Annotated in this window: 16 protein-coding genes; 7 read left to right on the top strand and 9 right to left on the bottom strand. The window is 69.4% G+C overall.

Annotated features, from left to right (window positions below):
• The first annotated feature begins 81 nt into the window (after positions 1–81).
• From ACFWYW_RS12845 to ACFWYW_RS12860, 4 genes are all read left to right on the top strand, one after another.
• Complete coding sequence (locus tag ACFWYW_RS12845) at positions 82–1,572, top strand: hypothetical protein (RefSeq protein WP_379609900.1); 1,491 nt, start codon at positions 82–84, stop codon at positions 1,570–1,572.
• 233 nt (positions 1,573–1,805) lie between these two features.
• Positions 1,806–3,404 carry an LCP family protein gene (locus ACFWYW_RS12850; protein ID WP_379609901.1) on the top strand — a complete coding sequence of 533 codons (1,599 nt, stop codon included), beginning with the start codon at positions 1,806–1,808 and terminating at the stop codon, positions 3,402–3,404.
• 171 nt (positions 3,405–3,575) lie between these two features.
• Complete coding sequence (locus ACFWYW_RS12855; RefSeq protein WP_379609902.1) at positions 3,576–4,718, top strand: acyltransferase family protein; 1,143 nt, start codon at positions 3,576–3,578, stop codon at positions 4,716–4,718.
• Positions 4,719–4,826: 108 nt separating this feature from the next.
• Positions 4,827–5,735, top strand: coding sequence for a glycosyltransferase (locus ACFWYW_RS12860; RefSeq protein WP_379609903.1), 909 nt, complete (start codon positions 4,827–4,829; stop codon positions 5,733–5,735).
• Here ACFWYW_RS12860 and ACFWYW_RS12865 read toward each other — a convergent pair.
• Positions 5,732–6,649, bottom strand: a complete 918-nt coding sequence (locus ACFWYW_RS12865; RefSeq protein WP_379609904.1) for a hypothetical protein — start codon at positions 6,647–6,649, stop codon at positions 5,732–5,734. The two genes, ACFWYW_RS12860 and ACFWYW_RS12865, sit on opposite strands and share 4 nt — an antisense overlap.
• Positions 6,649–7,104: an RNA polymerase sigma factor gene (locus tag ACFWYW_RS12870; RefSeq protein WP_379610118.1), complete on the bottom strand. Its 456-nt coding sequence runs from the start codon at positions 7,102–7,104 to the stop codon at positions 6,649–6,651. Before ACFWYW_RS12870 ends, ACFWYW_RS12865 begins: the two co-directional genes overlap by 1 nt.
• 89 nt (positions 7,105–7,193) lie before the next feature.
• Between ACFWYW_RS12870 and ACFWYW_RS12875 the strand changes: the two genes are divergently transcribed.
• Positions 7,194–7,901: an acetoacetate decarboxylase family protein gene (locus tag ACFWYW_RS12875; RefSeq protein ID WP_379609905.1), complete on the top strand. Its 708-nt coding sequence runs from the start codon at positions 7,194–7,196 to the stop codon at positions 7,899–7,901.
• On the opposite strand, the gene ACFWYW_RS12880 is transcribed toward ACFWYW_RS12875, so the two are convergent.
• The 6 genes from ACFWYW_RS12880 to ACFWYW_RS12905 all read right to left on the bottom strand — a co-directional run bounded on the left by ACFWYW_RS12880 (position 7,898) and on the right by ACFWYW_RS12905 (position 13,669).
• Positions 7,898–8,779: a glycosyltransferase family 2 protein gene (locus tag ACFWYW_RS12880; protein WP_379609906.1), complete on the bottom strand. Its 882-nt coding sequence runs from the start codon at positions 8,777–8,779 to the stop codon at positions 7,898–7,900. The two genes, ACFWYW_RS12875 and ACFWYW_RS12880, sit on opposite strands and share 4 nt — an antisense overlap.
• Positions 8,780–8,966: 187 nt before the next feature.
• Positions 8,967–9,734, bottom strand: a complete 768-nt coding sequence (locus ACFWYW_RS12885) for a CDP-alcohol phosphatidyltransferase family protein (protein WP_379609907.1) — start codon at positions 9,732–9,734, stop codon at positions 8,967–8,969.
• Positions 9,712–10,770: an iron-containing alcohol dehydrogenase family protein gene (locus ACFWYW_RS12890; RefSeq protein WP_379609908.1), complete on the bottom strand. Its 1,059-nt coding sequence runs from the start codon at positions 10,768–10,770 to the stop codon at positions 9,712–9,714. Before ACFWYW_RS12890 ends, ACFWYW_RS12885 begins: the two co-directional genes overlap by 23 nt.
• Before the next feature lie 11 nt (positions 10,771–10,781).
• Positions 10,782–11,513, bottom strand: a complete 732-nt coding sequence (locus ACFWYW_RS12895) for a sugar phosphate nucleotidyltransferase (RefSeq protein WP_379609909.1) — start codon at positions 11,511–11,513, stop codon at positions 10,782–10,784.
• Positions 11,514–11,591: 78 nt separating this feature from the next.
• Entirely contained in the window at positions 11,592–12,200 is a 609-nt protein-coding gene (locus tag ACFWYW_RS12900) for a DUF5941 domain-containing protein (protein WP_379609910.1), read from the bottom strand.
• Positions 12,201–12,211: 11 nt separating this feature from the next.
• Positions 12,212–13,669: a CDP-alcohol phosphatidyltransferase family protein gene (locus ACFWYW_RS12905; RefSeq protein WP_379609911.1), complete on the bottom strand. Its 1,458-nt coding sequence runs from the start codon at positions 13,667–13,669 to the stop codon at positions 12,212–12,214.
• Between the two features lie 95 nt (positions 13,670–13,764).
• Here ACFWYW_RS12905 and ACFWYW_RS12910 point away from each other — a divergent pair, with 95 nt between their 5' ends.
• Positions 13,765–15,156 (top strand): SDR family NAD(P)-dependent oxidoreductase, encoded by a 1,392-nt coding sequence (locus ACFWYW_RS12910; protein ID WP_379609912.1) that lies wholly within the window; start codon positions 13,765–13,767, stop codon positions 15,154–15,156.
• A 20-nt stretch (positions 15,157–15,176) separates the two neighbouring features.
• Positions 15,177–16,904, top strand: a complete 1,728-nt coding sequence (locus ACFWYW_RS12915; RefSeq protein WP_379609913.1) for a CDP-glycerol glycerophosphotransferase family protein — start codon at positions 15,177–15,179, stop codon at positions 16,902–16,904.
• Here the strand turns inward: ACFWYW_RS12915 and ACFWYW_RS12920 are convergent.
• A complete protein-coding gene (locus ACFWYW_RS12920) occupies positions 16,867–17,883 on the bottom strand; it encodes a glycosyltransferase family 2 protein (protein WP_379609914.1) in 1,017 nt (338 codons plus the stop codon). The two genes, ACFWYW_RS12915 and ACFWYW_RS12920, sit on opposite strands and share 38 nt — an antisense overlap.
• Positions 17,884–17,926 lie beyond the last annotated feature (43 nt).

Here is a 17,926-nt window from a genome sequence, read left to right on the forward strand (position 1 = left end):
CGACAACACGCCCGCGTGAGATCGCGAAACGTATGGAAGCCGGTAGCGTACGGCCGGACGGCGGTGAACAGGGGAGGGCCGTTGAAGGAGGCGACACCGGACCAACCCGGCGCAGCGGCTAAGACACCGGAAGAAGCAGCGGATCGGGCGCAGGAAGAATCCGGTCTCGGCAGGCCTGCCGCCAAGGCCGCGGCCGCGGTCCTCAGCCGCGCCACGAACATCGCCGTCCGGGCCGCCGCCAAGCAGCACCGCTGGTTCGTGGGCCTGTTCGCCGCAGGAGCCGTCCTGCGCCTGCTGGCGATGCTCGGCTTCCGTCCGGCCCTGTGGTTCCCCGACTCCTACACCTACATCGTCACCGTCTTCCGCCCCCGCCCCGACCTGGTACGCCCGGCCGGGTACTCCATGTTCCTCAAGCTCCTGGAACCGTTCGGCAGTTTCGCCGCCGTCACAGCGGTGCAGCACCTCATGGGCCTCGCGGTAGCGGTCATGATCTACCTGGCCGCCAGGAGGGCCCGCCCCTGGATCAGGACGCTGGCGACGGTCCCGGTCCTCCTGGACGCGTACCAGATCGAGCTGGAACATCTGCTGGTCTCCGACACCCTGTTCATGTTCCTGGTCACCGCCGCCGTCGTGCTGGCGATCCGGGATCGGATGACCTGGCGCACGGCCACCGCCGTCGGCCTTCTCCTGGCCGCCGCCACCCTGACCAGGACGATCGGCCAGCCCCTGGTCGTGCTGCTGGCCTGCTGGTTCCTGATCCGCAGGCAGCTCGCCCTGACCGGCGTCCTGCTGGCCGCCGCCCTGGTGCCGGTCATGGCGTACATGGGCTGGTTCTACGCCACCTACGACCGCGTCGGCCTGGTCGGCGCCAACGGCGTCTTCCTCTACGCCAGGACGCAGTCGTTCGCCGACTGTCAGAAGATGGACCCGCCGCCCGACCTGCGCGTGCTCTGCGACCCCCGCCCGCCGGACCGCCGCCCGCCCTCGCAGGAGTACGTCTGGTCGCAGGACACCCCGCTGGTCAGGCTGCCCGGCATCACGTTCTCGCGGGCCAACGACGCCCTGGCGGGGCGGTTCGCCCTGCTGGCCATCGGTTCGCAGCCGCTCGACTACGCCGCCTCGATCGCCTCCGAGCTGGCCCGTACGTTCACCTGGGGCCGCCCGGTCTACCCCGACCAGGAGATCTACGACTACTACGAGTTCCCGTCGCGGGAGCCGGGCCCGCCGGGCAGGCACGCGGCGCAACTGGGCGCCCAGCTGGCCGAGCGCTACGAGGGCGGGCCGATCGCGACCCAGGTGGTGGAGCCGTACGCGGGGTGGTTGCGGGCCTACCAGGATGTGGCGCGGTTGCCGGGGACCATCCTGCTGGTGGTGCTGCTCGTGCCGCCCGCCCTGTCCGTAATCCGGCGCCGACCGGAACTGGAGTGGCTCGTGCCCTGGTCAACGGCGGTGGCGCTGCTCGTGGTCCCGGCTGCGGTGGCCGAATTCGACTACCGGTACGTGCTGCCGGCCGTACCGCTGGCATGTCTTGCCCTGGCCCTTCGCAGCCGCTCCGACCTGGCAAAACAGTAAAGACTTTCACGCTGATATTCCACGAAATGTCCAGGTCTGAGTATGCTTTGGCCCTGTAACATCACGCTGGGGTCACGACCGATTCGGTCATTCATGGCTCCTGGCACGCCGTACGTGACCTAGTCTCGTGCCGCAAGTGTGCGACCGAGCCAGCTGGATACGGCCTGGCGAATTCTTCGAACAGAGGAGGGCCGTGTTGGAGCTGAGGGGGGCGTATGAGTGACCATCGGAGTGTGTCCGTCCAGGACAGAAGGAACGCTCAGACCGACCCGGGCGGCATGCGCGGCCCGCGTCGCGCGGCGCCCCCGCCTCCGCCCCCCGACGACCAGCCGCCCCGCGGCCGCCGCGCCAAGGGCGGCGGCGGGCCCAACAAGATGCGCATCCTGGCCTGGGTCAGCATCGGGCTCACCGGCGTGGTCGTGGCCGGCTCACTGACCGGCTACACCATCTATCGCGACGCGATCGGCGCCATCCAGAAGAAGAGCGTCGACGACAAGATCCTCAACGCCCGCCCGGCCAACTCCTCCGGGGCGCTCAACATCCTCCTGGTCGGCTCCGACACCCGCGACGGCCAGGGCAACGCCCGCTACGGCCAGCTCGACGCCCGCAGAGGCGCGGGCAAGCGCACCGACACGATCATCCTGATGCACATCTCGCCCAACCGCGACGGCGCCAAGCTCATCAGCTTCCCGCGCGACTCGATGGTCGACATCCCGCGCTGTGAGAACGAGACCACCGGCGCGATCATGCCGCCCCACCGGGACATGATCAACGCGGCCTACAACTCCGGCGGCATCGCCTGCACGATGACCACCCTGGAGACGCTGACCGGCATCCGCATCCAGCACTTCGCCGAGGTCGACTTCAGCGGGTTCAAGAACATCGTCGACGCCCTGGGCGGCATCGAGATCTGCCTCAAGAGCGGCGTCAACGACAAGAAGTCCAAGCTGGTGCTGCCGCCGGGCAAGAGCATGCTCGACGGCGAGAAGGCGCTCGGCTTCGTCCGCCTGCGCAACTACGGCGACGGCAGCGACATCCAGCGCATCCGCCGCCAGCAGCTCTTCCTCGGCAAGGTCGTCGCCAAGGCCACCAGCAGCGAACTGCTGACGAACGTGCCCGCGCTGTCCGCCTTCGTGAAGGCGGCCGGCAAGTCGGTCACCATGGACCCGGGCCTGGCCGACGACCCGGAGAAGCTCATCCAGATCGCGCAGAGCGCGGCGAAGATGACCGCGGGCGACGTCAAGTTCATCACGGTGCCGTGGGGGGCCGACCCCACCGACCCCAACCGCGTGGTCTGGAAGCAGCCCGCCGCCAACGAGCTCTTCAACATGATCAAGACCGACGTCGACATCGCGGTGCCCGAGCCCACGCCCACCGGCTCGGCCAAGCCGAAGATCACGGTCAAGCCCGAGCAGGTCGAGGTCCAGGTACTCAACGGCACCGCCACCCAGGGCAAGGCCAGGGAGGTCGCCGACCAGCTCACCAAGGAGGGCTTCCGGGTCGTCAGCCTGGGCAACTACAAGCCCGCGACCGGCAGCGTGGCCAAGACCGAGTTGCGCTACGGCAAGAAGGCCACCAACGGCGAGGACTACGCCGGCGTCGTGGGCAAGGCGACCTCACCGGCCGTCACCCCGGCCAAGGGCGGCGTGAAGCCGCTGACCACCGAGCCCTACACCTCCACCGTCCCGCCCGCGAAGCCCGTCGGCGGTGCGAAGCCGCCGGTGATCCAGCTGATCGTCGGCGACGACTGGAAGGGCGTAAAGGTGACAAAGGTCTCCGAAGACGTCAAGCAGAACACTGTGAGTGCAAACCAGTCCAACGTGTGCACCTAACCTCCAAGTTCCCTGTGGATACGGGGTTTCTTGGCGCTCCTTCAGAGACAGGAGTGTCCCGCGGCGCTAAAGTTGTCAGGTCGGCGACTGCGCTCGTACGACGTCGTCCAGGCGTCAGTCGAGACAGGCGGTCGCGTTCCCCCGACCCCGAACGAACTGAGCGTCTGCCACGTGACTGACACCCGGTCCTCCGTCCCTGCCACCACCATCGAGCAGCAGGACAGCACCGACGCCAAGAACCGGTGGCCGCTGCCGGGGCAGGACGCGGGTTTCTGGGGCCAGGAGAAGGACGAGCAGGAGCCGGCGCCGCCGCCGGCCAAGAAGCGCGACCCCTATCTCGACAACGTCAAGTTCGTGCTCATCGCGCTGGTCGTCGTCGGCCACTCGCTGGTGCCGACGCTCAACACCGACTCCTCGCGGTCGCTGTACATCTTCATCTACATGTTCCACATGCCGCTGTTCGTGCTGATCAGCGGCTACCTGTCGCGTAACTTCTGGAACTCCAACGCCAAGACCAACAAGCTCGTCGACACGTTCGTCATCCCGTACGTGATCGTCGAGGTCGGCTACGCCGTGCTCCGCACCGCCGTCGGGCAGAAGTGGAGCCTGACGATCATCGATCCGGCGTGGCTCAACTGGTACCTGCTGGCGCTGCTGTTCTGGCGGCTGTCGACGCCGGTGTGGAAGCGGATGAAGTTCCCCATCCCGGTCGCCATCGCGATCTACCTGTTCGCCGGGTTCTCGCAGATCAGCGGCGACTTCAGCATGGACCGCTTCTTCGGCCTGCTGCCCTTCTTCGTGATCGGCCTGGTCATGCAGCCCGAGCACTTCGAGCTGCTCAACCGCAGGTGGATCAAGATCGTCTCGGCGGTCACGCTGGTCGGCGCCGCGGCCAGCGCGATCCTGGTGGCCCGGTTCGATCCCACGCTCAAGCCGTTCTACTTCAAGCACAGCTACCAGGACATGGATCTGTCGTGGTGGATGGGCCTCGGCGTGCGCACCGGACTGCTGGCCTGCTCGCTGGCGATGTGCTTCGCCGTACTGTCGCTGGTCCCGCGCGGCGAGACCTGGTACTCCGACCTCGGCACCCGCACGCTCTACGCCTATCTGCTCCACGGCATCCCCGTGCTGATCGCCAAGGACCAGGGCTGGCTCGACCTGCCCTGGCTGCAGGGACCGCTGGGCGTGCTCGCGATCGCCTCCAGCGCGTTCGCCCTGGCCATCGTCCTGTGCCTGCCCGAGACGCGGACGGTCTTCAAGTGGGTCCTTGAGCCACGCTTGACCTGGCTATACCGCCGTCCCTCCGGAAGTTAATCGTCAGTTCCACCGCCCTTCACCTGACTGACCCGGGCAAACCTCAGCATCAAAGACATGCGGGTATGTGTCGCGACGATTGACCATCATCCCGAGGATGCCAGGATCATGCATCGGCAGATCCGCGCACTCCTCGATGCGGACCACGACATCACGTACGTGGCGCCGTTCACCTACTTCAACGTGACACCACCGCAGCCGATCACCGCGATCGACGTACCGCGCGGCGCCGGGCACGGCAGGGCGCGGGCCGCCCTGCGCCGCGGTGTCAGAGGCGCGGACCTGCTTCTCGTGCATGACGCCGACCTGCTGCGCGCCCTGCCCTACCGGCATCCGCCGGTGGTCTGGGACGTACGCGAACCGGCCGACTCCCGGCGGGCCGCACGCGCGGAGCGCCGCCACCACGTGATCTCGCCATCCGTGGTGCCAGAGGCCACTCTGGTGTCGCCCGCCCCTCCCCCTCCCGGCGACACCAGGGTGGTCCACCTCGGTCGCCTGACGGCCGAGCGCGGCGCCGCCGAGCTCATCGCACTCGCCGAACGTCTGGTGCCGCACGGCATCCGCCTCGACCTCATCGGCCAGGCCGACCGCGAGGCGCGGGTGCTGCTGCGCGACGCCCAGCGGGTCGGCCTGCTCGACTGGTACGGCCATGTGCCCAACCGCCACGCGCTGCGCATGGTCGAGGGCGCTTTGGCCGGCATCTCCCTGGCGCCCGCCGACGTCACGGGCGTACCGACCAAGGTGCTGGACTACATGGGGCGTGGCGTGCCCGTCATCACCACTCCGCAGTCGGGCACGCTGGTGCAGACCGCTCGCTGCGGGCTCGTCGTCCCTTTTGACGTGGACTCGGTACGGCATGCCGTACTCGACCTCAAGGAAGACCCCGACCGCAGGGCCAACATGGGCGCCCGCGGCCACACCTACGCCCGCCTGCACCACCACTGGCCCGACCACGCCCCGGCCTTCGTGGCCCGCATGGAGTCGCTGGCAGGGGTGGCGCACTCACTGGCGGTCTAGAAACGGACGATGTCGAAGGTCGCGTCGATGAGCCCCACCGCGCGCACCCGGGGATCTTCCAGCAGCTTGCGCAGGCGTTCGACCGGCACGCCACCGTCGATGTAGGCGTAGGCGAGCCCGTCCTTGGCGGCCTTGCGGACGCGTTCGAGGGTGAGGTCGAAGGCACGCAGGTCGGCCGCGTCGGAGTCGCGGAGGATCTTGTCCCAGGAGCGGAACTCCGCCAGGACGTCCGGCGGGATGTCATAGCACATGCCCGACTTCTGCGGGACCGGCGTGCGATCCCACATGATCGACCCAAAGGTGATCGGCACGGATCCGGGCCGGGCCTCGTAGACGATCTTCTCGGGGCAGGTCTGGTATGCCTTGCCGAAGGCGACCAGTTGCTCCGCCGTGGCGGGCTGGTTGAACTCCACGAGGGCCATGACCCGCATGCTCTTCGGCAGCCCGGCGAGGACCTCGCGGGCGCCGTCCTTGTCGATGGGCGACCTGTGGCCGACCATGCTCAGCGCCGTGGACACCGAGGTGTTGGCGGAGTTGCCCAGGGGCAGGCGCTCCAGCCCGCCGAAGAGATTCGTCGTGATCTTGTAGGGCACCTCCACCCTGCTGTTGAACCCGCCTTGGGCCCTGAGCTGGCTGGCCACGAGCGGGAGGCTCGACGACCAGGGCGTCGTGTCGCAGCACTCGCCGAGCTCGATCCGGTAGCCGGGGTTGTACATCTTGAACGCGGTGCCGTACACGTCATAGATTCGGTCCTCGCGCCCGCCGCTCTTCTGCACCAGGATCGGCGCCACCACCAGCACCAGCGTCAGCGCGAGCAGCCCGGCCAGTACGAGCGAGGCCGTCTTGACCAGCCCGCGCCGCACCGCCTTCCTGGTGGCCTTGGGGTCGAAGTCGGGCAGGTCCAGCTCGCTCATCAGGGGGCTCCGTAGATCTCGGCGAAGGCCGCCCGGGCCCGCCACACCGCTGTCTTGATCGTGTTGTGCTTCTTGCCGGTCATCGCCGCCACCTCGACCATGGAGAAGCCCTCCAGGTAGACCAGCTCCAGCAGCCTCCGATGCTGGGGCGGAAGGCGGTCGAGGGCGTCGCGTACCTCCAGGGCGCGGGACCCGATGGAGGGGACGCCGAGCTCGTCCGGATCGGGTAAGGCCAGCTCGACCCGCCTGCGGCGCACGTGGTCGAGCAGGACGTTGCGGGCGATGACCAGCAGCCAGGCCGCCGGGTTCTCGCCGCGCCAGCCGAGCATCGCCCGGGTGGCCTTGACGAAGGTCTCCTGGGCGAGGTCCTCGGCCAGGTGGGGGTCGCGGGTCCGGCGCAGCAGGAACCCGCACACGAGCGGCCAGTGCTCGCGATAGAGCTCCTCGATGATGATGGCCTCCGCGTTCCTGGGACAGTCACATCACACCAGACGGGATCCGGACAGGAATGGTCACATCGCTTCGTGATTGATGTACTGGAGGCATGGCATCGCATCTGATCCAGGGCCGAACGGTGATTCTGCCCGTCCGGGTGAGAGACGCGACGGTCTGCAGCACGATGTACCCGGTACGCGCCGACGCCGCCCGCGCGGTGATCGCCTACTCGGGACTGGACGTGGCCGAGGTCTTCCCCGGCAAGGCCATCTGCACGCTGATCTTCGTCGACTACCGTGACGGCGACCTGGACACCTACCACGAGTTCGGGGTGGCGTTCCTGGTCCGCCAACCAGGTACGGCGGGCGCGGCGGGCCTGTCCGATCTGCGGAACGCCGCGGCGTTCATCCACTGGCTACCCGTGGACCAGTCGTTCACGATGGAGGCCGGCCGTTCGATGTGGGGATTCCCCAAGGAGCTGGCCGAGATCGACCTGAGGTTGTCCTCCCCCTACAAGCGCTGCATCGTCCGCAAGGACGGCCGCCTGGTCATCGACCTGCTGCTGAAGCCGGGTTTCCCGGTGCCGAGGCCGGCCGTACCCCTGACCGCCTACACCCACCGCGACGGCGTCACGAGGAAGATCCCCGCAGAGATGTCGGCGAGGGGCGTACGGCTGCGGCCGGGAGGCGCCCTGGTCAGGCTGGGCAACCACCCGATCGCCAAGGAGCTGAGCGAGCTGGGCCTGCCGAAACGGGCGCTGCTGAGCACGACGGTGGAGCGGGCGAGCATGTCGTTCGGAGCCGCGGTGGACCTCTAGACGATGGGCGGGCGGCCCAGCTTCACCATGCGCCAGGCGGTCTTCCACGCCATCGGGCGGCGTTCGCCCGCGGGGGTGCGCAGGCCCTCAAGGAAGCCGGTGAACCACGCCTTCAGGGCCGTGCCGGAGCGTTCGCGCACCAGCGTGAGCACGACCCAGTTGACCAGGTAGAGGGCGGCCAGCGGCCAGGGCAGGTTGCGCCGGGCCAGCCACACGCGGTTGCGCGCGTTGAGCCGGTAGAAGTCGGCGTGGCGGGTCGGCGGCACCTGCGGGTGGTACATGACGGTCTCGGCGTCGTACTCGATCCGGTAGCCCTCGCCGAGCAGCCGCCAGGCCAGGTCGGTCTCCTCGTGCGCGTAGAAGAAGCGCTCGGGCAGCCCGCCCACCTGGAGGAAGGCGGAACGGCGGATGGCCGAGGCGCCCCCCAGGAACGTGGTGACCGGCGAGGAGCGCTGCGGGTCACCGGCGCGCAGGCGCGGCACGTGGCGGCGCTGGCCGACGCCGCCTTCCGGGTCCATCACGCGGAAGGAGATGACGGCCAGATCGGGTTCGGTGGCGAAGCGGTCGCGTACGTGGGCGACGACTTTCTGGTTGGCGTACCAGCCGTCGTCGTCGAGGAACAGCACGACGTCGCCCGAGCACTCCTCGACGCCCCGGTTACGTCCGGCCGGGATGCCGGTGTTGTGCTCCAGGCGGATCGTTTTCACGATCGCGGCCGAGCCCTCGGGTGGCGTCGCCGTCACCTCGGGCACGTCGGCCCCGTTGCCCACGATCACCACCTCGACGTCGCCGTCGACCTGGTTGAGCGCGGAATCGACCGCCCGGTTCAGCTCCGCGACCCGGTTGCCCATGGTGAGGATGACGCACGAGATCTTCAACGGGTCATCACCTTGACGCGTTGAGAGCACGAGCGGAGCATTCTTTCATGATCACCGAGTCTGCTGGTATGCATATTTCCTGATATTGGTGGAGCTAAGCGTATCGGAACCGTGGGTGAACCCCCACCGAACGGCGGACGTCCGATCAATACGACGGACGCCGAGCCTGAGCGGTTCCGAAGGGGGCTCACGCAAGCCGCCTCGATGCCAAGATGCTCACCAGGTGCAACACCATCTGGAGTCCCGCGGCTATCAGGCAGGCTACGGTGAGTACACGGGTCGCCGTCAGGTTTCCCGCCAGTTGGTCGATCACGGCCGTGCCCAGCGCGAGCAGGGACAGCTCGATCGGCTGCACGATCCGGTGAAACTTCGTGGCCGACAGGATGCGCCGGCCCAGCCCGAGCAGCCCCGAGCGGAACTGCCCCACCGACGCCTCACTGGCCGAATCCAGCCCGCCCTTGGCACGGGCCACGTCGACCAGGTCGGTCTCGGCCTTGATGAGGATCGCGCCGAGGGCGGCGGCGAAGCCCATCACGGTGTACCAGTCGGGCAGCACCTCGGAGGCCCGCCAGCCCAGGCCGGCCAGCACGGCCGCCTCGGTGAAGTAGGCGCCGACCCGGTCGAGGTAGACGCCGGTCAGCGAGGTCTTGCCGGTCCAGCGGGCCAGCTCGCCGTCGGAGCAGTCGAGCAGCAGGTACACCTGCACGAGCAGGGCGGCCAGGAAGGCCCCCCAGATCCCGGGCAGGGCCATCGCGAAGCCCGCCAGCACGCCGGCGATCGTCATCACCCAGGTGAGCTGGTTCGGCGTGACCCGGGTCTTGGCCAGCAGCCAGGTGACCCGGATCGAGATCGCGCGCATGTAGAGCACGCCCGCCCAGTGCTCGCCGTTCTTGCGGTCGAGGTGGCCCTCCGGCTGGGCTACCGCGCGCAGCTCAGCTACCGAAGGCCCGGACATAGTCCGCCACCCGTCCACGCACCTCGGATTCCGACAGCCGCATGTGCTCCAGGATCGTGTAGCGACCCGGGCGGGTGGAGGGCGCCAGCATGACGGCCTCGGTGAACTGCTCAGCGCTCAGCCCGATGTCACCGGGCGTGACGGGCAGCCGGTGCTGCCGCAGGCAGTCGACGACCTGCTGGAGTCGGCCGGCGTCATCCCGCAGGAAATAACAGAACGCGGTGCCGATCCCGGCGAGCTCGCCGTGATTGGAAGTGCCGGGGAAAAGCTGATCCACGGCATGAAGGATCTCATGATCCCCGCCGCTGGAAGGACGGGATGACCCTGCGATTACCATCGACATGCCCGACAAGATCAAGGATTCGGCCAGAACCGTCAGGAAGGCGTCGGTCTCGATGGAGTCTCTACGCCCGATCAGAGCCTCCGCCGCGGTACGCGCCATCGAGCACGCCAGCCCGTCGATCGGCTCGCCGCGCTCGACGTTGGCCAGTTGCCAGTCGTCGATCGCCGACAGGTTGCTGATCACGTCGCCCACCCCCGAGCGCACCAGCGACTCGGGCGCGGCGTGGACGAAGTCCAGGTCGACCAGGATCGCCAGCGGCATCGGCACGCCGAACGACCCCTTGCCGCCCTCGTAGACCAGCGAGGCGGTGGGCGAGCAGATGCCGTCGTGCGAGAGGTTCGTGGCCACCGCGACCATGGGGATGCCGGCCAGCGACGCGGCGTACTTCGTGGCGTCGATCGTGCGTCCGCCGCCGACGCCCACGACCACCTCGTAGGCGCCCTTGCGCAGGTCGGCGCCGAGCGAGACGGCCGCGTCTACGGAGCCGTCGGCCACGCGGAAGACCTCGGCCTGATCCAGCGTGGGGGCGATCAGGCCCTCGATGTGGTCGCCCTGGCCGGGGCCGACGGCGACCGCGACCCTGCCGGAGGTGGCCACCCGGCTGTCGTTGAGCAGCGCGCCCAGCTGGGCGACCGCGCCGCGCCGTACCTCCATGGTGAGCGGCGCGGGCAGCATCCTCGCGAGAAGCGGCATCTGCGCCTCCCTCAGTAATTGACGGCTATGGTGCGAGCCTTGGCCAGGTCGTCGTGGTTGTCCACTTCGACCCAGTCGACCTCGCCGATGGGCGCGGCGTGGATCTGCTCGCCGCGGTTGACCATCTCCTGGTAGCCGTCCTCGTAGTAGAGCTGCGGGTCGCGCTCGAAGGTGGTCTTGAGCGCGTCGGCCAGGCGGTCGGCGGCGGCGGGGCGGATCAGCGTGGCGCCGATGTACTCGCCGTAGGCCTCGGCGGGGTCCATCAGCTTGGTGATGCGCTTGAGCGAGCCGCCCTCCAGGATGACCTTCATCTCCTCGTCGGCCAGCTTCTTCACGTCGTCGACGGCCAGCAGGATGTCGCTGGTCTCCGGCGCGGACAGCAGCGTCTTCTCGACCGAGACGGGGTGGACGGTGTCGCCGTTGACCAGCAGCGCGCCCTGCGCGAAGTAGTCGCGCGCGCACCACAGGGAGTAGGCGTTGTTCCACTCCTCGGCCTTGTCGTTGTACACGAGCGTGAGGTTGACGCCGTGGCGTTCCTCCAGCGCGGCCTTGCGCTCCTCGACCGCCCCGGCCGCGTAGCCGATGATCACCACGACGTCGCGCAGTCCCACCTCGGCGAGGTTGCGCAGCGAGATGTCCATGATCGTGGTCTCACCGTCGACCGGCACGAGCGCTTTAGGCAACGTGTCGGTGTACGGCCGCAGGCGTCGTCCGGCTCCAGCGGCCAGCACCATTCCCAGCAACGTGCACTCCTCAGTCGAGCGTGATTCTCCAGGCCCCAAAGGTTAGTTGCCTTTTCGCCCTGCGAGGGTAATCCGCTCTTAGTCCTGTGTTCCCATATCCGTTGCCTCCACCCCAGACCGGGGCGCGGCGAGCCAGCAGGTCACGCTTTCCCAGCCGAACAGCAACCAGAGATAGACGGCCAGCAGCGCGAACCCCGCCGTCGGCAGCGACACGAGTACGGCCAGCGAGACGGCGATCATCCGCCCGTCCCAGCCGAGGCCGAAGGTCGTCAGCCAAGGCGGCGGATAGACCCGCTGCCTGATCCGGTAGACCAGGTCGTAGTGGTGGAAGGCCATCGCGCCCAGCAGCATGAAGATCAGCACGGGGTGGACCCCGTGGCCGAACCCGCAGCTGGCCACGAAGGCGTATTCGATGACCCGCAGGATCGGCGGGCACAGCCAGTCGAGCCGGCCGTCGTGCGGCGCGCTGCTGCCGGGGCCGGCCAGCAGCAGCGTGACCGCCGGCGCGAACACCGCGAGTCCGTTGGCGCCGCCGACGCCGACCACCAGCAGGATGCCGGTGACGAAGGCGCCGGCGATGAGCGGCGGCAGGGGCGGCAGTTGCCCGGCGACGAGCGCGCCCATGCCGCGCGAGAGCGGCCCGTCGTCGCGGTAGGCGACGACGGTGCTGGCGGGAACCCTGGTCATGTGAATGGTGATCACTTCGCCATCGACCTCGCGATCCGCCCGGCGAGCGAGTAGAGGGCGGCCACGCCGCCCCACAGGAGCAGGCAGAGGAAGGTGACGCGGGCGTTGAACACCGCGGCGGTGATCGCGATCAGCGCCATCCGCTCCCCGATCGGCAGGACGATGATCTTCTTCAGCCAGCGCAGGACGCTCTCCCGCTCCATGCGCTGGGCCAGGCCGAGCACCCCCTGCTTGGGCACGGCGTAGCGCCCGCCGTCGGCCGACTCCAGCAGCGAGCGCGCCGGGCGGGCGAAGGACGAGCCGATCCGCGCGGCGTCGGAGACCGCGCCGCCGAAGGCGAAGTCGATGGTGTGCCTGACCACCTGGAGGATCATCGCGGCCGCCGCCAGGTACCAGATGCCGCCGGGGCCGCCGCCGGTCCAGGGCAGCCCGGCCGCGTACCCGATGGCCAGCCCGACATAGACGACGTACTCCTTCAGCCGGTCGGCCATCGCGTCGACCCACGAGCCGAGCGGCGAGAAGGTCCGCGTGTAGCGGGCCACCTGCCCGTCGAGGCAGTCGAGCACGAACGAGAGGTAGAGCAGCACCGCTCCGGCGACCTGCGCCTCACGCGTGCCCGCCGAGAACCACACGGCGGCCAGTACGGCCAGCCCGATCGAGATCCCGGTGATGGCGTTGGGCGTGAGCCGGAGCCGGGCCGCGGGCCTGATGAGGTAGCGCGACCAGACGGAGACGAAGTGGGTGGAGAAGAAGCCGTCGTCGTCCTTGACCGCGAAGTTGAGCCGCACCCGCGACTCGTCCACCTCCGACAGCCGTTCGATGGCGCTGTCGGCGGAGGACTGCGCGGTGACCCGGTCGCTGTGCAGCGGGCCGATCGCCGCCGCGCGCATCCGCACGCCGTAGCGGACCAGCCCGACCAGCAGCAGGTCGATCGCCTCGACGGGGCTGACCGGGCCGAGCCTGCCGGTCTCGGCCAGTTCCGCGAGCTCCTCCGCGACCTCGGCCAGGCAGCCGAGGTCGGCCTCGCCGGCCTGAAGGACGCCGCGGAAGGTGGCGTTGGCCTCGGGGACGAGGTGGAAGGAACTGCCCGCGGCCACGACCTTGCCGCCCTCGACGCGCACGGGCGGGCGCATGGGCGCGGCGGACGGGTCGTGGCTGACCAGCGCCGCCGAGTCGCGGGCCGGATGTTCGAGCACCAGGGCGAGCGCCTCGGTGTGGGCGACCAGGTCGGCGGGCAGCACCGCGACGGGACCGGTGGAGACACGCGCCAGCTTGGCCACGCCGCGCAGGTCGGAGCTGAGCCCGTTGCCGGACGACAGCACCTGCACGTCGCGCACGGGCAACGTGACGAGTTGGTCGCTGATCCGGTCGAGCAGGGTTCCGTCGGCGCAGGAGAGCGTGGCGGCCGGTGTCGTGGCGAGTACGACCACGGATGCGGCGGTGGTCTCTCGCGTGAGTGAATCGGGCAAAGCGCAGGTCTCCTCCCAGTCGCGAGGGAGTGCGTGGACACAGCGTAGCGACCTGACGACGCGATATCACGGAACAAGACCGTTACGCTCGCGGCATGGACTCTCGGTTGCGCTCTGTAGGGGTGGTTCTCGCCGGCGGGGTCGGTCAGCGTGTCGGGCTGAACACGCCCAAACAGCTGATCAAGATCGCCGGGCGGACGATCCTGGAGCACACGCTGGCCTTGTTCGACTCCGCGCCGGAGATCGACGAGATCGTGGTGCTGATGACTCCCGGCTTCACCGACCAGGTCGAGGAGATCGTGGCACGGGGTCGCTACGGCAAGGTCAGCAAGATCATTGAGGGTGGCGCGAGCCGTACGGAGACGACGTGGCGGGCGCTGAAGGCGCTCGGCCCGCAGGAGTGCAACGTGCTCCTGCACGACGCTGTGAGACCGCTCCTGGAGCCCCGGATTCTCACCGAGTGTGTTCGGGCCCTGGAGACGTATTCGGCCGTGGACGTGGCCATCCCGAGCTCCGACACGGTCGTCGTGGCGGTGCCGGGACCGCGCGGGGAGATCATCCGCGACATCCCCGACCGGTCGCGGCTGCGGCGCGGGCAGACGCCTCAGTGCTTCCGGCTGTCGGTGATCCGCGAGGCGTACGAGCGGGCCTTCGCCGACCCCGACTTCGACAAGCAGCCGGCCACCGACGACTGCGGCGTGGTGCTGCGTTACCTGCCGGACGTGCCGATCTACATCGTGCCGGGCAGCGAGCACAACATGAAGGTGACGCACCCGGTCGACGTGTACATCGCCGACAAGCTCTTCCAGCTCGCCGCGGCCGGCGCGCCGGCGCCGCAGCCGCGCGACTACCGCGAGGCGCTGGCCGGGCGGAGCGTGGTCGTCTTCGGTGGCAGCTACGGCATCGGCGCCGACGTGGTGGACCTCGCGCGCGGCCACGGCGCCGAGGTGCACTCCTTCTCGCGCACCCAGAACGGCGTGCGGGTCGAGGACCTCGCCTCGGTGGCCAAGGCGCTGGCCCAGGTCGGCAGGGTCGACTACGTGGTCAACACCGCGGGCGTGCTGCACATGGGCAAGCTGGCCGAGGTCACCGACGAGACGATCGCCGAGACGGTCGGGGTCAACTACCTGGGCCCGGTCAACGTGGCCCGCGCCGCCTACCCGTACCTGCGCGACAGCAACGGCTGCCTGCTGCTCTACACCTCCTCCAGCTACACCAGGGGCCGCGCCGACTACAGCCTCTACTCCTCGACGAAGGCGGCGGTGGTCAACCTGACCCAGGCGCTGGCCGACGAGTGGGCGGACGACGGCATCCGGGTCAACTGCGTCAACCCGGAGCGCACCAGCACGCCCATGCGCGAGCGCGCCTTCGGGGAGGAACCCGCCCACACCCTGCTGTCTCCGCGCGCCGTCGCCCAGACCTCGCTCGACGTGCTGATTTCCGATCTGACGGGCCAGGTGATCGACGTCCGGCTTGACGGGACCTAAAGCTGTTACTGTCCGAACGCATGCGGAGACTCTGTGTCAAGGCCGTGCTTCTGGGCAGCTACCCGGTCCTGCTGCTGGCCGCCCTGTGGCCGCACCCGCTGCTGTTCGCCGCCGTGGCCGTGCTCTCCTACCTCGCCGAGCACCTCGCGGCCCGGGTGGCCAGGCCGTTCGTGGACATGCTCTCGCGGGTGCACCTGGGTGTCACGGTGCGCTTCGTGATCAGGGAGATGGCCGCGGTGATCCTCGTGGCCAAGACCACGGCCCCGGGCTCGCCGTGGCTCACGGCGCTGGCCGCCGGGCTGTTCGCGATGCACGGGGTCCGGGCGGTGCAGACGAGCCTGGCCATCCGCCTGCGCCAGACCGTCGCCACCATGCCGGTCACCACCCGCCACCTGGACGTCACCGCGCTCAACCTCCCCAAGACGCCGCCCGGGTTCCTCACCAACTACCGCGGCGTGCGCTTCCTCTACCTCGACGTCCTGCCCGTGCTCGGCGCCGCCCTGGGCGGACTGGCCGCCGCCGCGGGCGCGGGTCTCGGCCTGCTGCTGGGCTGTGCCGGAGTGCTGCTCCTCATCCCCTACGTACGGCGGGCCGCCCCGCTGACCGACGCCCCCCGCATCCTGGCCGTCGTCGGCAAGCAGGTCAGGGACTACCACCCCGAGGTCATCCTCTACTTCAGCGGCGCCAACGAGGCCGCCTACCAGGCCAGGATGTGGCTGGCCACGCTGGAGCGGATCGACCGCCGGGCCATCGTGGTCCTGCGCGAGCGCGGCCTGGCCGACCGGCTGGGCCAGACCACGCTGCCGGTCCTGTGCATCCCGTCGTCGGCCGACCTCATGGGCTTCCACGCGCTGGGCAGCGCCCGGGTGTGCCTGTACGTGGCCAACGTCGGCAAGAACATCCACATGTTGCGCATCCCCGGCCTGCGCAGCGTCTTCGTCGGGCACGGCGACAGCGACAAGGAGGCGTCGTTCAACCCGTTCTCGCGGGTCTACGACGAGGTGTGGGTGGCCGGTCCCGCCGGGCGCGACCGGTACCGGCGGGCCAGGGTCGGGGTGCGGGACGAGAACGTGCACGAGGTGGGACGGCCCCAGCTGGAGGGGATCTCGGCCGAGGGGCCCGGCCTGCCGTACCGGACGGTGCTGTACGCGCCGACCTGGGAGGGATGGACGGACGACCTGCACCACACCTCGCTGACCACGATGGGGCCGAGGATCGTGCGGGCGCTGCTCGACCACCAGCCGGAGCTGCGGGTGATCTACAAGCCGCATCCGCTGACCGGGCACCGGGACCAGGCGGCCGCGCGGGCCCACGCGGAGATCGTGGCGATGCTGGACGCCGCCGAACTGGCCAGGTCGAAGGCCAGGCACCCGTCGGGCGGGGCGGCCAGGGCGCCGGTCAAGCACCTCGTGGTGACGAAGCCGGACCTGTACGCGTGCTTCAACCAGGCGGACATGATGATCACCGACATCTCCAGCGTGGTGGCCGACTTCCTGGCCAGCGGCAAGCCGTACGCGGTGACGAACGTGTCGGGGATGGCGGAGAAGGCCTTCCACGAGCGCTACCCGACGACCGGCGCCGGGGTGTTGCTTGGCCAGGACCTCGCGGCCCTGGCCGGGTTCTTGGACGGGGAGGACGCGCTGGCGGGCGCGCGGCGGAAGCTGCGCGCCTACCTGCTGGGCCCGGACGAGCCGGATGCCCGCACGCGGTTCAACGCTGCGGTCGAGCGAGCTTTCTCGGGCTCGTGAGGAAGCCCCAGCCCCAGGAGAGGTGCATGGTCGCGTAGACCACCGGGAGCCTGAGCTTGGCCGCCCCGGGCAGGCCGCTGCCGGTCAGCGCGGAGCCGGCCACGATGGCCAGCGCGTAGCCGCCGGGGACGATCAGCGCCAGGGGGAAGAACGGCGAGACGATCAGCCCGAGCGCCATCGCCAGCACCGCGAAGGGCGGGGCGAGGTAGCGCAGGTTGATCGTGCCCTCGTGGGTGCGGGAGACCACCCGGCGCCAGCGGCCGTAGTGGAAGTACTGCTTGGCCAGGGCCTTCACGTTGGGCCTCGGCCGGTAGGAGACCCGCATCCTGGGCTGGAACCACACGAGCCCGCCGGTCTGGCGGATGCGGTGGTTCATCTCCCAGTCCTGGGCACGCTGGAAGTGCTCGTCGTAGCCGCCGACCCGCTCCAGCGCCTCCCTGCGGAAGACGCCCAGGTAGACGGTGTCGGCGGGGCCGGCCGTACCGCCGACGTGGAAGGCGGCGGCGCCGACGCCGATCTTGGAGGTCATCGCGCACGCGACGGCCTGCTCGAACGGCGTGATCCCTTCGGCGGCCATGATGCCGCCGACGTTGTCGGCGCCGGTCTCCTCCAGCGTCTCCACGGCCACGCGCAGGTAGTCGCCGGGCAGCATGGCGTGCCCGTCGACCCTGGCGATGATCTTGTTGCGGGAGGCGCCGATGGCGGCGTTGAGCGCGTTGGGGGTGCGCCCGGTGGGGTTGGGGACGACCGTGATCCGCCGGTCGGCCGCCGCGATGGCGTCGGCGACCTCCTGCGTCCGGTCATGGGAGGGTCCTACGGCCAGCACGACCTCGATCTCGCCCGGGTATCGCTGGGACAGGATCATGTCGACGGCCTCTTGGAGGTGCCGCTCCTCGTTGAGGATGGGCATGACGACGGAGATGGGTGGCCAGGCGCGCGTATCCGCGTGCGCGTGCGGCGAGTCGGGCAACTGCTTCATGGCGGGCCTCACGCTACTGTACGAGCAGGGGAGGAAGGCAATC

The sequence above is a fragment of the Nonomuraea sp. NPDC059023 genome (genome assembly GCF_042740095.1).
Classification (GTDB): Bacteria; Actinomycetota; Actinomycetes; order Streptosporangiales; family Streptosporangiaceae; genus Nonomuraea.